At 69.3% G+C, this 14,396-nt stretch carries 9 protein-coding genes; 8 read left to right on the top strand and 1 reads right to left on the bottom strand.

Features of this window, described 5'->3' with window-relative positions; genetic code table 11:
* Window positions 1-7 precede the first annotated feature (7 nt).
* Genes asnB through R3E10_05070 form a run of 8 tightly spaced genes read left to right on the top strand, consistent with a single transcriptional unit; the run spans window position 8 to window position 12,059 of the window.
* Window positions 8-2,041, top strand: a complete 2,034-nt coding sequence (gene asnB / locus R3E10_05105) for an asparagine synthase (glutamine-hydrolyzing) (GenBank protein MEZ4415112.1) — start codon at window positions 8-10, stop codon at window positions 2,039-2,041.
* Window positions 2,038-4,197 (top strand): bi-domain-containing oxidoreductase, encoded by a 2,160-nt coding sequence (locus tag R3E10_05100; protein MEZ4415111.1) that lies wholly within the window; start codon window positions 2,038-2,040, stop codon window positions 4,195-4,197. Before asnB ends, R3E10_05100 begins: the two co-directional genes overlap by 4 nt.
* Window positions 4,194-5,237, top strand: a complete 1,044-nt coding sequence (locus tag R3E10_05095) for a D-glucuronyl C5-epimerase family protein (GenBank protein ID MEZ4415110.1) — start codon at window positions 4,194-4,196, stop codon at window positions 5,235-5,237. Before R3E10_05100 ends, R3E10_05095 begins: the two co-directional genes overlap by 4 nt.
* 10 nt (window positions 5,238-5,247) lie before the next feature.
* Window positions 5,248-7,020, top strand: a complete 1,773-nt coding sequence (locus R3E10_05090) for a hypothetical protein (protein MEZ4415109.1) — start codon at window positions 5,248-5,250, stop codon at window positions 7,018-7,020.
* Between the two features lie 5 nt (window positions 7,021-7,025).
* Window positions 7,026-8,258, top strand: coding sequence for a glycosyltransferase family 4 protein (locus R3E10_05085; GenBank protein ID MEZ4415108.1), 1,233 nt, complete (start codon window positions 7,026-7,028; stop codon window positions 8,256-8,258).
* A gap of 33 nt (window positions 8,259-8,291) precedes the next feature.
* Entirely contained in the window at window positions 8,292-9,509 is a 1,218-nt protein-coding gene (locus tag R3E10_05080; GenBank protein ID MEZ4415107.1) for an NAD-dependent epimerase/dehydratase family protein, read from the top strand.
* Entirely contained in the window at window positions 9,502-10,962 is a 1,461-nt protein-coding gene (locus R3E10_05075; GenBank protein ID MEZ4415106.1) for a CDP-glycerol glycerophosphotransferase family protein, read from the top strand. The genes R3E10_05080 and R3E10_05075 overlap by 8 nt, the downstream gene beginning before the upstream one ends.
* Window positions 10,959-12,059: a glycosyltransferase gene (locus R3E10_05070; GenBank protein MEZ4415105.1), complete on the top strand. Its 1,101-nt coding sequence runs from the start codon at window positions 10,959-10,961 to the stop codon at window positions 12,057-12,059. The genes R3E10_05075 and R3E10_05070 overlap by 4 nt, the downstream gene beginning before the upstream one ends.
* Here R3E10_05070 and R3E10_05065 read toward each other — a convergent pair.
* Window positions 12,038-14,383, bottom strand: coding sequence for a polysaccharide biosynthesis tyrosine autokinase (locus tag R3E10_05065; protein MEZ4415104.1), 2,346 nt, complete (start codon window positions 14,381-14,383; stop codon window positions 12,038-12,040). The genes R3E10_05070 and R3E10_05065 overlap by 22 nt on opposite strands.
* Window positions 14,384-14,396: the final 13 nt, after the last annotated feature.

Below are 14,396 nucleotides of genomic sequence, written 5' to 3'. Positions count from 1 at the left end.
TCCCTAGATGTGCGGCATCGCGGGGCTCCTCGCCCGCGGGGACGACGAGGTGCTCTCGCGCATGACCGCGCGGCTCCACCACCGCGGACCGGACGACGCGGGGTTGTGGAGCCACCGCTCCCTGCGTGGGCTGTACGTCGGATTGGGCAACCGTCGCCTGGCGATCCGGGACTTGAGCTCGGCCGGCCATATGCCTATGGCTACGGAGGATGGGACCCTCCACCTCACCTACAACGGCGAGCTGTACAACGCGCACGACCTGCGGCGTCGCCTGGAAGGCCTCGGCGCCCGCTTCCGCTCGGAGTCGGATACGGAGGTCGTGTTGCGGGCCCTGGACGTGTGGGGCGTCGAAGCGCTCCCGCACCTCGACGGCATGTTCGCATTCGCCGCGGTGGACACGGGTGCTCGGCGCTTCGGACGCTCGGACGCGGGGCCGGCGCTCCTGCTGGCGCGCGACCCTTTCGGCATCAAACCGCTCTACGTCACGCGACAGGGGGGAGGCGTGGCGTTCTCCTCCGAGGCCAAGGCCTTCGTGGAGTTGCCGGACTTCCAAGGGGCTGTCGACCCCGCGGCGCTGGCCCAGTATCTGACGCTGCTCTGGGTGGCGGATCCCGCGACCCTCTTCGCCGGCGTGCGGAAGCTGCGGCCGGGCCACTACGCACTGGCCCAGCAGGGGACCTGGGAAGAGCGTCGCTACTGGTCCCTGCGGACGTCTCCGGCCGACTCGGTGCCGGCGGGACCGGAGGGGGCGGTGGTGGAGGCGTTGTGGACCCAGCTCGAGCGCTCGGTCCAACGTCAGATGGTCTCCGACGTGCCGTTGGGGGCGTTTCTAAGCGCCGGCCTGGACTCGAGCGCCATCGTCGCGGCCATGGCCCGCTCCGCGACGCACCCCGTGCGCACCTTCACCATCACGTTCCCGAGCCTGCACCGTCGTGGGGAATCCACGCTCGACGATCCTCGGGTGGCCTGGCGCACGGCGGAACGCTTCGGGTGTCAGCACTCCGAGATCGTGGTGGAACCTGAGGTGGCCGATCTGCTGCCCCGTCTGGTGTGGGCGATGGATGATCCGGTCGCGGACCCCGCGATTCTGACGGCCTACGAAGTCTGCCGCGCGGCCAGGCGTGATGTGACGGTGCTGCTTTCGGGTGTGGGGGGCGACGAGATCTTCGGGGGCTATCGCAAGTACGCCGTGGCCCGCCTTCGCGAGCGCTACCGACGTTTGCCCGCACCGTTGCGCTCCCAGGTCCTCGATCCGCTGTTGGGAAGGCTGCCGGCCTTGCGGGGTTCCCGCCTGCAGGGGTGGAGTCGCCTGGGTCGGAAGTTCGCTCGGAGCGCCTCGCTTCCTCCGCTCGAAGCGTTCCTGCGGGATGCCACCTATCAGGACTCCGGGGAACGGAACGCGCTGCTCACGGACGACTGGGCTCGCGCGGCGGGCCCGGTCGACCCCTATGCCGAGCATCGAGCGATCTGGGAGGAGCACGCGGGGTCCGATCTCCTCGACCGCATGATGGCGGTCGACCTGGGCACGTTCATGGTCAGCCTGAACCTCGACTACAACGACAAGATGAGCATGGCCTCGTCGGTCGAGGTGCGTGTGCCGCTCTTGGATCGACCGCTGGTGGAGTTCGCGTTCGCAGAGGTTGCGCCCGATCTCAAGATCCATGGGCATACGCGTCCGGTGACGAAATACGTTCTGCGCCGCGCGCTGGCCGGCACCGTTCCCGACGAGGTGTTGTCGCAGCCCAAGGCTGGCTTCGGCGCCCCTCATGACCATTGGCTCACCCACGATCTGGTGGGAATGGTGGACGAGGTGCTCTCGTTCGACCAGATTCGGCGCCGCGGCATCTTGCGGCCCGAGGTGGTCCGCGCCCGCATCGAGGCGCACCGGGCCGGGAAGACGGATCTGGCCTATCCGGTCTGGCAGCTGCTCACGCTGGAGCTGTGGTTGCGCACGTTCGTGGATGGGGAGCGGCCCGCTCTCTCCACCGAGGCGTGGGCGAAGGCGATGCCCGCACCATCAGGGGAACAGGATTCACTGTGAAGCAGCTGCTTCAGTATCCGGCTGGCGAAACCCGCATCGCGGACGTCCCGGCCCCGGTCATCCGACCGGGTCACGTCCTGGTGCGCACCGAAGCGTCGCTGGTATCGATCGGGACCGAGCGCATGCTCGTGGACTTTGCTCGCAAGAGCTTGCTCGCCAAGGCGCGCTCCCGTCCGGACCTGGTGCGCAAGGTCGTCGACAAGGCGCGCAGCGAAGGCGTCCTGACGGCGTGGGAAGCGACGCGGGCGCGCCTGGATCAGCCTATGCCGCTCGGCTACTCGGCCGCGGGAGTCGTCGTCGAGGTGGGCGACGGCATTTCCGAACTGGCCCCCGGAGACCGGGTGGCGGCGGCCGGAGCCGGACACGCACAGCTGCTGTGCGTGCCCCGCAACCTGGTCGCCCGGGTTCCGGAGGGTGTGCCCGCCGAGTCGGCTGCCTTCGCCACGGTGGCTGCGATCGCCCTGCACGGTCTGCGTCTGGCTGACACCCAGCTCGGGGAGCAGGTGGCCGTGATCGGGCTGGGACTGATCGGCCTGATCACCGTCCAACTGGCACGCGCTGCCGGACTGCGCGTCATCGGCTTCGATCTCGACGGCGACCGCGTGGAACGGGCGCGCACGTTGGGAGCGGAGGGAGGCGGGCGCCCGGGAACGGACGACCCGCTCGCGCTCGTTCGCAGCTGGACCCATGGAAGAGGGGTGGACGCGGTGCTCGTGACCGCTTCGACCGAGAGCTCAGCCCCGATCGAGTTGGCCGCTGAGCTGGCGCGTGATCGAGGGCGGGTGGTGGCCGTGGGCGCCGTCGGCCTGGAGGTGCCTCGGCGGCCCTTCTACATGAAGGAACTCGACCTGAAGATCTCCCGCTCCTATGGGCCGGGCCGCTACGACCCGGCCTACGAGGAGCAGGGCCTGGACTACCCGCTCGCGTACGTGCGCTGGACGGAGCAGCGCAACCTGCAGGCCGTGCTGGAACTGATGAAGGAGGGAGCGCTGCGCACCGAGCCGCTGGTGACCCACCGGCTGGACTTCGAAGCGGCGCTGGAGGTCTACGATACGCTCTCCGAATCGGGTGCACAGCCGCTCGGGGTGCTGCTACGCTATCCGGACTCGCCCGCGGCGGTCGAACGTACCGTCGAGCTTGCGACGCCGAGCGTCGCCACCCCGGCCGCCGGACTTCGCATCGGCCTTCTGGGGGCGGGACTGTTCGCAACCCGGACGCTCCTTCCCGCGCTGCAGAAGGCCGGTGGCTTCACTCCACGCACGGTTTGCACAACGAGTGGCGTGTCCAGCCGCCACGCCGCCGAGAAGTTCGCGTTCGCCCGCGCCACGACCGAGACCACAGCGGTGCTCGACGATCCGTCGCTGGACGCGGTGTTCGTGCTGACCCGGCACCATCTGCATGCCGATCAGGTGATCCGCGCGCTCGACGCAGGCAAGCACGTCTTCGTTGAGAAGCCGCTTTGTCTCAACGAAGCCGAGCTGACGCGTGTGCGGGAGGCCTGGGAGCGCGCTGGGGATCGCACCCTCATGGTGGGCTTCAATCGACGCTTCGCTCCCATGAGTCTGGCCCTGCGCGAGCATTTCCTCGGGGTCGGCTCCCCCCTGCTGATCCACTATCGCGTCAACGCTGGTGTGCTGCCCGTTGAGCATTGGCTCCACGATCCCGCGATCGGTGGCGGCCGCATCGTAGGCGAGGCCTGCCACTTCATCGACTGGGCGCTGTGGATGGCGGGGGCGCCGGCGGTGGCCGTGCGCACTGCAGGACTTCCGAGCACGGGACGGGAGCCCCAGGACAACGTGCAGATCACGCTGGAGCTGCAGGGAGGAAGCCTGGCGCTCGTGACCTACCACTCGAACGGCCACGCGGCGCTGGGCAAGGAGCGCATCGAGGTGTCGGGAGGTGACCGGAGCGCCGTTCTGGACGACTTCCGGTCGCTGCGGGTCTTTGGAGGGGGGCGCAGCGGTGTGCAGCGGAACCGTCTCCGCCAGGACAAGGGGCATGTGGGCGAGCTGGCCGCCTTCCGCGACGTGTTGGAGCACGGAGGGGTCTCGCCCACGCCGCTGCCCGACGTGGTCGGGTCCATGCGCGCAGCCTTCGCTGCGGCGGAGTCGCTGCGGTCCGGGGAGCGGATCCTGTTGGAGGGAACGACACCGTGACCCAGGCAGAGCTACCGACCGCGCGCGTGCAGGTGCCCGAGAGCGTTCCCGGGGCAGGCATCGGGATGCGCGCTCGCTTGCGGTATTGGCGGCGGGTATTCTCGGCCTACGGCGGGGGACGTACCAGCCATCTCACGTTTTGGCACGGCACGCCTGAGGTGAATTCAGCCGCCCTGCCCGGTGAGGTCGACCAGTACTGGCAGCGGTTCGCGGTGAAGGCCGACTACCCCGGCCCCAAAGATGCGCGTGGGATCCCCATGCTCGACTATCACGGGCATGTGGGCCTCCAATACAATCCCATCGCCATCGCCCAGTACGGTCTGGGGAACTACAACCGCTTCCGACGGGAGGCCGATCCGGAGCGCAGGGCGCGCTTCCTGGCGGTTGCGGACTGGCTGGTTGAAAACCTGGAGCCCAACGCGGCAGGTGTGCCGGTGTGGAATCACCGGTTCGACTGGGAGTACCGCACGCCCTTGAAGAACCCCTGGTACTCATGTCTGAGCCAAGGGCAGGGGATCAGTCTCCTGGTGCGGGCGCATCGCGAGACCGGGGAGTCGGGCTACCTGACCGCGGCGCGAGACGCCTTCATCAGCTTCACCCGACGCATGGACGAGGGTGGGGTGCAGGACGTCGGGCCCGACGGACACATCTGGTTCGAAGAGACCGTGGTCAAGCCACCCACGCACATTCTCAACGGCTTCATGTGGGCGTCCTGGGGCTTGTATGACCTCTGGCTGTACGACGAGCACCAGGAGGCCGGCCGTCTCTGGCAGGCGGCGGTGGACACGTTGCTGGAACACCTGGGCGATTTCGACATCGGCTACTGGTCCCTCTACGACCAAGCCGGCACGCCGGTCCGCAATGCGGCCAGTGCCTTCTATCACGCCCTCCATGTCGTGCAACTACGCATCATGGCCCGCTTGACGGACAACGGACGTTTCACGGAATGGGCCGAGCGCTGGGACGCCTATCGTCGCAGCGCCTTCAAGCGCAGGCGGGCCTGGGCCCACAAAGCGCTGTTCAAGCTCCTCTACTATTGAGCATCGGCCGATGAATCGCGCGCGCAGCGCAGTGGGTCAGCAGGGGCGGGACCTGCTGGCCGTGGGCGCGGCGCTGACCACCTGCCTCACGGCGATCGGCCTGCTGGTGGCACTTTCTCCCGTCCAGGGACCTCTGTTGGCACCGCCGGCCCTCCCCACCGAGACGCTGGGCGTCGAGTGGTCTGCGCGCGTCTCGTTTCCGATGGCCCTTCAGGCCCATGCGTTGTCGGAGTGGATGGCCACCGTGCGCTTCGCGCTCGCACTCCTCATTCTCTCTGCAGCCGTGCCGGCGTTGTTCGCTGCGCTGGTCTCTGGCCGCAGGCAGGTGCTGGAGCTGCAGGTGCACCGGGACGTGGGCGCCACCCGACAGGTATTGCGAGTACGCTGCGCTCGGCCGGTCGCCGTGGTGGCGGTGGCGGCAGCCACGGTGGCAGCGTTGCTGGTCATGGTCGGCATCCCCCCTCTCCTTCGCGCCTGGCCAGGTGCCGTGGGCTCCCCCGGAACGGGGTCGACGGCGCTGGGCGTGGTCCTGGGGGCGCTGCTGTCGCTCGTCCTGCTCGTCGCCGCATTCTGGCTGGCAGCCGGGCTTCTGCACCCCCGCCGAGGGCGATGGGCCGGGGCGCCCTCGTCAGGAGGCCTTTGGGTGGCGCAGGTCGCCTGTTCGACGGCGCTGCTGGTCCCCGGCTTGGCCCTGGCGTTGGAGTTGGGACGGCCCGCCGTGGGTGGAGCGGACCCGGAAGGAGTGTGGGTCCGCGCCGAAGCGACGTCAGCCATCGATACGGCTGCCTTGCTGGCTCGTGTGCGCCGTGTGCCGGACGTGGAGGCCGTGGGCATCGCGACGCCCGGAGCGTGGTGGGGGCTAGGAACCGATCACCACGTGGCGAGTCAGTGCGGCGCGTGTTGGACCGGTGGGCTGCCCACGCCGGTGCTGGGCGGAAGGGCGCGCATCATCGGGGTGGCAGGGGACGCGCTGCCGCTACTCGGGGTGCGCGTCGTCCAAGGCGAGCCCCCGACCTGGGAGCGGGATGTCGGGGGAGCACCCCTGGCCGCCGTGAGTCGGCGCTTTGCCGCGATGGAGTTCGAAGGGGGGAAGGCGCTCGGGCGCAGCGTGGCCATCGGGCGCACACCCGCTGTCTGGCATCGGGTCGAGGCCGTGGTGGTCTCCTCTGCGCTGGGGCCCTCGCTGGGCGCCGGCGCTGCGTCGCTGGACCGTGTCTACGTGAGCTTGGCGCAGCATCCCACGCGAGCGTTGGAACTGGTAGCCACCGGCGCCACGTCGACGCAGGTGGTGCGGGACGCCGTCGCGGAGGCGCTGCCGCCAGGCTCGACGCTGATGTCCACGAGCTGGGCGGATCGACGTGCGGCGGGTCGGGCGCCGCTGGTCTGGCTCTCCCGCGTGTTGAGCGGAATCATGGTGGCGGTGGTCGCGGTCTCCCTGTTGACCGGCGCCACGGCGGCTCACCTCCAGGCCCGGTCCCACCGCTACGAGATGGGGCTACGACGTGCCCTGGGCGCGACCCGCGTTCGGGTGGGTGCCTGGCTGCTCGGCGGCCTTCTGGGACGCATGATGGGAGGGATCACACTGGGATTGTGGCTCTACCTGTTCATGCACGATCAGGTGGTGGCACTGCTGGGTGGGGCGCCTCGCCTCGGGGCTGCCGCGGCCTTGGCGGTGGCGGTGCAGGTGGGCGTTGGCCTCCTGGGCGCCGTACCCACGGTGAGGCGGGCGCTCGGCGACGATCCCCTCTTGGGGGTGGCGCTGGGGTCGGGACCCGCCGCGTGAGCGACATGCGGCCGCTCCACATCCTGCTGGTGCACCAACTGTTCATCACCCAGGACCAGGCGGGCGGCACGCGTCATTTCGAGCTCGCCTGCCATTGGCTCGCCGCCGGACACCGGGTGACCGTGCTGGCGGGTGGACGCAGCTATCTGAGCGGAGAGGCGCACGCGCCCGACCCGGCGCTCCCCGCTGGCCTCACGGTCCTTCGCATCGGAACGTTGCCGTTCGCGCGCGGCGGATTCCTGTCGCGCGTTGCCAACTTCGTCGCCTTCATGGTGCTCGCGCTCTGGAAGGCCTTGCAGGTCTCCGACGTGGACGTGGTCTTGGGAACGACGCCCCCGTTGTTCCAGGCGCTGGCCGCTCGCGTCGCCGCGCAGGTGCGCGGCGTGCCGTTCGTGCTGGAGGTCCGGGATCTCTGGCCCGACTTCGCCGTGGAGTTGGGTGCATTGCGGAACCCTTGGGCGACTCGTGCCGCGCGCGCGCTGGAGCGAGGGCTGTACCAGGCGGCCGACCATGTCGTGGTCAACTCCCCGGGGTTCCTGGGACACGTGCGAGAGCGGGGCGCGCGGCGGGTCAGCGTGGTTCCCAACGGAGTGGACGCAGACCTGTTCGATCCGGAGGCGCGAGGAGCCGCCTTCCGGAGCAGACACGGCCTCGAAGAGCGCTTCGTGATCCTGTATGCGGGTGCTCACGGCGTCCCCAACGATCTGAACACCGTGCTGGACGCGGCTGCACAGACGTCCCACGACTCCAACCTGGTCTGGCTGTTGGTGGGAGATGGCCGCGACAAGCGTCGGCTTGCGGACGAAGCCGCGTCCCGTGGCCTCGAGAACGTGCGTTTCCTGCCCCCGGTCTCCAAGTCGGCCATGCCCGAGGTCGTCGCAGCCGCCGACGCCGGTCTGGCCATCCTGGCGCCGCTCCCGCTCTTCCGAACGGTCTACCCCAACAAGGTCTTCGACTACCTGGCTGCGGGTCGTCCCGTCCTGTTGGCGATCGACGGCGCCATCCGGGAGCTGGTGGAGGCGTCGGGGGGAGGATGCTACGTGCCCCCCGGGGACCCGGCCGCTTTGGCTGGCGCCGCCCTGGATCTGGCGGCTTCACCCGATCGAGGGCGCGCTCTGGGCGGCCGGGGACGCGACTACGTCGAGCGGCACTTTCGACGGGCCGATCAGGCGGCGCTCTTTCTGGGCATCCTGGAGGAAGAGGTGGCGGCCGGCGCGGCGGCTGTCCCCGTCCGTTGAACCCCTCGGGGCACCGCCCTACCTTTGCCTTCCGTGGCCTCCAACCCCTTCCAATCGCCGGCCCCCGCCGGTGGACCCAGGCCCGGGGAACCCGTCCTCGGTCGGCACGCGCGCATCCTGGTCACCGGCGGCGCCGGCTTCATCGGCCGCCACCTGGTCAAGCGCCTGCTCCGCGAGGGGGCGCAGGTACGCGTTCTCGACTGCCTCCTGGAGTCGGTGCACGGGCCGGACCCTGCCTGGCCCGCGGAGTTGGAGGGCGCCGAGCTCGTTCGGGCCGATATTCGTGAGGCCGAGACGCTGGCAGCCGCGCTGGAGGGATGTGCGGTCGTCTTCCATCTCGCCGCGGAGACCGGGACGGGCGAGTCCATGTACCGCGCCCAACGCTACGTCGACGTGAACGTAGGAGGGACCGCGCTGCTCGCTGACCTCATCGGGCGTCAGTCCCGACGGCCGCAGCGCGTGGTACTGGCCTCGTCCCGGGCGGTCTACGGCGAGGGTGCCTACCGCGACCGCGCGGGAGCGGTCCTCCACCCCGGCCCGCGCAGCGAAGCCGCTTTGGCCCGCGCCCAGTGGGAGCCGCGCGGCTCGGACGGAGCGTCCCTCGAGCCGCTGCCGATGGGCCCCGACTGCCCCCCGGCCCCGACGTCCGTCTACGGCGAGACCAAACGGGCGCAGGAAGAGGTGCTGAGGCTCCTGCTGCCCGCGCTGGGGGTGGAGTTCCGGGCGCTGCGCCTCCAGAACGTGTATGGGCCCGGGCAGTCGACCCGGAATCCGTACACCGGCATCCTCTCCATCTTCTCCGTGCTGCTGCTGCAGGGAGACTCCATCCGTGTGTTCGAGGATGGCCTGGAGAGCCGCGACTTCGTGTTCGTCGACGACGTGGTCGAGGCGTTTCTGGCCGCGGCAGCGGGCCCGGGGCCGGGAATGACCGTCGACGTCGGAACCGGTCGACGCACGAGCGTGCTGGAGGTGGCCCTTGCCCTGACCCGCGCCCTCGGTGTGTCCCAGGAGGCCGTCCGGGTGACCGGGGAGTATCGCGTCGGCGACATCCGCCATGCCTTCGCCGACACGGAGGGGCTCGTGCGTCATCTGGGTGTGGCGCCGCGCGTTTCCTTCGAGGAGGGCGTGGCCCGCTTGACTGCTTGGATCCGTTCGGTGGAGCGGCCGCGCTCCCGCCTGGCGGACGCCTTGGAGGAGATGAGCGCGTTGGGCCTGATGGGCGCGGGACGGGCGGAGCACTCCGATGGCTGAGGCCGGGAAGGGCCGTCGGCCGGTCGTCTTCTTGGGCGTGCCCATGGCGATCAATGTCCGCGACGTGTTGCGCACGGACGTCCTGCCTTTGGTACGCGAGGCCGGCGTCGACGTGCACCTCTTCACGGCCGCCGCGACGGAATCGTCGTTCATCGAGGAGTTCGGGGGAGAGGGAGTGACGCTGCACGCCCTTCGCTGGCCGCGCGGGCGCGTGTTCCGCTGGATCGATGCGGCGGTGCTCAAGTTGTACGTGCTCGTTCTGTCGCTCCGCTGCGAAACCGCGCACATCATGGTGCAGGGCACCCTACGCCGGAATCCACTGGCCCGACTGGCCCGGGCGCTGCTCCACTGGACGGGACGACGCGGACAGGCTGCGGTGGTCCGCCGCGGTCGTGACCTCGTGCTGCAGCGGGCGCCTGACCTCTACGGGGACCTCTTCGAGGCGCACCGGCCCGATCTGGTCATCGGAACACGCGTCCTGACCATGTCCGCCCAGACCGGGCCCGAGGCCAGCGCGTACCTGGACCGCTATCTCGTGATGTCCGCGGCGCGCAGGGGCGTGCCGTCCATGGTCCTGGTGTCGAGTTGGGACAACCTCACGAGCAAGGGCTTCTTTCCCGCGGACGTCGCGCGCCTGACGGTCTGGAATTCCATCATGCACGACGAGGCCGTGCAGCTGCACGACATCGCCCCGGAGCGGATCACCGTGACGGGTGCGCCGCAGCACGACGTGTACGCGGGAGCACCGTACCGCGCCCGCGAGCGCTTCTTTCGTGAGCTGGGACTCGATCCTGCCAAACGGTTGGTGCTCTACACCACGCAGACCGCAGGTACGATCCCTGCCGAGCCTGAGCTGGTGGAGCGGATCCACGAACGCTTGCAGGGGACCTTCCCCGATCTGCAACTGCTGGTGCGGCTGCATCAGCTCGACCGGCCTGAGCGCTACGCGTTCCTGCATGGACGACCTGGACTGGTGTTCGACGCCGCCGGGCGGGCCGCCCTGGGTACCTATCGGGACCGGGACTTCGATCACAGTGAGTTGCGCCGACTCGCCGACTCGCTGGTCCACGCGGACGTCGTACTCAACGCCGCCTCGTCGATCTCGATCGACGCGGCGGCCGTGGGGACGCCGGTGGTCGCGATCGCGTTCGATGCCGACGAAGGCGTGCCGTACGATCGGTCGGTCCGGCGCTACTTCGACTTCACCCACCAGCAGAACGTCGTGCGCTCCGGTGGGGTGGCGATGGCGGATAGCCTGGAGGCCATGGTGGAGGCGGTGGCGGCCTATCTGGACGATCCCAGCCGTGATCGAGAGGGGCGGGCTCGGCTCGTGGAGCGGCTGTGCTATCGCCTCGATGGAGGGTCCGGCCGGAGGGTGGCCGAGGCCATTCTCGCCGAGCTGGGCTTGTCGCTCGTGGAACGCTCCCCGGAGTTGGCGGGCCGGTCCGCTTGACGCCGCGTCTCTGGGTCATCGCCGGAGGCACGCGCACGACCGCATCGTCCCGGCACCGTCTCTGGAACTATCGGCCTCTCCTGGAGGCGGATGGCGTCGAGCTCCGTTGGACGGAGTATCTCGGGGGGCGCACCCGCTCCGTCCTCCGGGCGGCACTGACCCGCGCACGGTTTCTGATGGCGCTGTCCTCCCCCCCTTCGGCGGGCGCCGTGCTTCTCATCCAGAAGGTGCTCCCACCGTCGGCTTGGGTGCGTCGTTGGAAGCGAGCGGGACACCGCGTGGTCTATGATTTCGATGACGCGCTCTACGAGCACCTGTCCTGGGGAGAGCCGGCTGGCAGAGCGGCCCGTCGTCGCCGCCGCTTCGATCGCATGCTCCAACTGGCCGACCACGTGATCGCGGGGTCTCCTCCCCTGGCTGACTACGCCAAGCCGCGCACCGCCCACGTCGATGTGCTCTATCCGAGCCTGGATCGGGCGACACTCAGCGCACCGCCGCCGCGCTCACACGGTCCCCGCGCGGGTGTGGTGCTGGGGTGGATCGGCAACGACCAGAGTCAGCGCTACCTGCAGGCGCTCTCCCCCTCGCTCGCACCGCTGTTCGAGCGCCACGCGGAGTTGCGCTTGTGCGTCTGCTCGTCCCGCCCGCCAGAGCTGCCTCCGGCGTTGTCCGAGCGGCTCGACTTCGTGCCCTGGTCCGAGGAAGGCGAGCGGGAGGCCACGGCGCGCTTCGACATCGCCATCTCTCCGATGGGGACGGAGCCCTGGAGTCGCGCCCGGGGAGGGCGCGTCTCGGTATTGTTGTCCATGGCGGCTGCACTTCCGGTGGTGGCCGCTCCGGGCGGTGGGCTGGAAGCGCTGACTGCGGGGCAGGGAATCGAGTTCGCGGACAGCTCCGACGCCTGGCAGCGCGCGTTGGATGCCTTGATCCAGAGCCCGGCACTCCGCGAACGGCGGGGCGCGGAGGCCCGCGCGGTCATCGATCGGGAGATCTGGGCCGACGTGCAGTACCCGAAGCTCTACCGGATCCTGTTTGGTCGGGAGCGTCCTACGTCTTCCGCAGGACCGTCCTTCGCTCAGGCTTCGGAGCGGTCGTAGCGATAGTAGTAGCGATAGGCGGTGCCCGACCCGTAGTACCGATCGCGCCCGCTCAGATCCACGTCGTTCAGCACGACACCGCTGACTGGAGCCTGCACCGCCTTGAGCTGGTCGGTGGCGAACCGGAGCGATTCGCGGGCCGTGGCGCCCGCCCGCGCGATCAGGATCACCCCGTCCGCCAGCGTGCCCAGCACGGCCGCGTCCGTGACGACGTTCAGGGGCGGGGAGTCCAGCAGCACCAGGTCGAAGCGCTCGCGGAGCGAACCCATCAGCTTGTGCATGGGTTGGGAGCCCAGCAACTCGGACGGGTTGGGCGGAAGCGTGCCGGTCGGCAGCACGAAGAGCTGGGCACCTTCGTCCAACGCGACCGAATGCAGTGCATCATCCAGGGTGGCTTGCCCGAGCAGGATGTTGGTAAGGCCGGGCTCCTTGGTTCCCTCGAAAACCTTGTGGACGATTCCGCGGCGGAGGTCGCAGTCCACCAGCAGGATCTTGCGGCCCTGCTGCGCCAGCGTGATGGCGAGGTTGGCCGCGCTGGTCGATTTCCCTTCCGAGGGGCCGGGGCTGGTGAGTACCAGCACCTGAGCTTTCCTCTCCAGGTCGAGGAACGTGATGTTGGTGCGGAAGGCCCGGTAGGCCTCCGATGCCGGATTGCTCGCGTCGAAACGCGTGACCAGTCGGTTCTGGATGGTCTTGGACGTCCGTCGGCTGCCGTTGGCCGCATGCTGGATGCGCGGAATGAGCGCCAGCACGGGAAGCCCGGTCACCTTGGAGAGATCCTCGCGCGTGTGGACGGTCTCGTCCAGGTAGTCCCTGAGGCCGGCCAGTCCCAGGCCCAGCGAAAGGCCGAGGAGCACCGAGAGTACCAGGCTGCGTCCCTTGCGCGGCCGGATCGGATCGCGCGGGTAGATGGCCAGGTCCGAGATGCGCACGTCCCCGGGCTCGATGGCGCGTGCGATCTCGGCTTCCTTCAGTCGCGTCTGCAGCTGGTTGTTGAGGGCTTCGAGCGTCTCGCGCCGGCGCTCCAGGCGTCGCTGCTGCACGTCCTTCTGCGGGATCCGCTCCAACTCGGCACCGAAGGCGGAGAGCCGGGAGTCGAGCCCGGCCAACTGGTTGCGCAGGCTGGCCTGGTAGCTCCGTGCCAACTCCTCCAGCTGACTCTCGATCTGCCGGACGTTGCGCTCCACCGCCACCACGTCTGGATGCGTGCGCTCCCGAAACTGGAGCATGTCGGTGAGGTTGTTCTCCAGCGTATTGAGCTGGGTAAGCAGCTGCGTCACGGCCGCGTTCTGCAGGAAGGTCGAAAAGCCGGCCAGGCGGTTGAACGCGGAGGGCCGGTTGTCGGCGCCCCCCTCCGGATTCGAATCGATCTCCTGGAGGATGTCCGTCAACGTGGAGAGCTCCGCGAAGACGTCGTCGCGCTCGGCCTGCAGACGGACGAGCCGCTCGACCTGGGCCGCGCTCTCCGCCTCCAGGTTGACCACCTGCTGGCCGGTCTCGAAGGCGGTGACTGCGTTCTCTGCATCCTGCAGCTCGACCGAATACGTCGCGATCTGGCCGTTGAGGAAGTCGACCATGCTGATCGCCTCCGTCTTCTTCGCCTCGCGCCGCTGGGCGATGAAGAGAGCCGCGACCGTGTTGGGGATCGCTTGGACCAGGGCGGCGTCCGTGCCCTGGAAGCCGACCGCGATGAGGTCGGCATCCCGGTAGGGGCGGCCCACGCTCAATCGCTCCGAGAGTTCCTGGACGGCGTCGTAGCGGCTGGCGACGCGCAGGCGGATGACGTCGGGCAACTCCTCTGCCGAGGCTGGTCGGACCTCGAGGCGCAGCCCGTTGAAGATCATCGGCTGTCCGGGGCGCAGTTGGGCCACCTGAGCGTCATGTTCGTCGGTGACGGTATAGACGCCGTCCCTCAAGTCGAGCCGGTACTCCGCGGGCGCGGTGAACTCGCTGGCGGTCACCACCGAGAAGAGCGAGTCCCTGGGGATGGCCGTGGGCCGGATCAGCCGGACCTGCAGCGCCAGGGAGTCGACCACGGCCTCCGCGATGTGCCGTGCCCGCAGGAGCGCCATCTCCGTCTCCACGTCGCCGCCGCGGAAGACGTTGCTCAACAACTCCAGGTCCGGCATGGCGGCCGGGCGATCCTGCTCCACGTGGATCGTCGCCCGCGACTCGTAGACGGGGGCTGCCCGCCAGGCGAACCAGACCGTGCCGGCGATCACGAGGCCCGCAACGACGGCGATGAGCCCGAGATTGCGGCGGACCAGATTCAGGAAGTCACGCAGGTGAAGCTCGCGTTCGACCGGCGTGCCGTTGCTGTTCATGAGTCCGCGCCGT

It is taken from the genome of Gemmatimonadota bacterium, from assembly GCA_041390105.1.
In the GTDB taxonomy this organism is placed as follows: domain Bacteria; phylum Gemmatimonadota; class Gemmatimonadetes; order Longimicrobiales; family Gaopeijiaceae; genus JAGQIF01.
The sequence above is the reverse complement of the archived record's forward strand: the minus strand, read 5'-3'. Positions and strand labels throughout refer to the sequence as shown.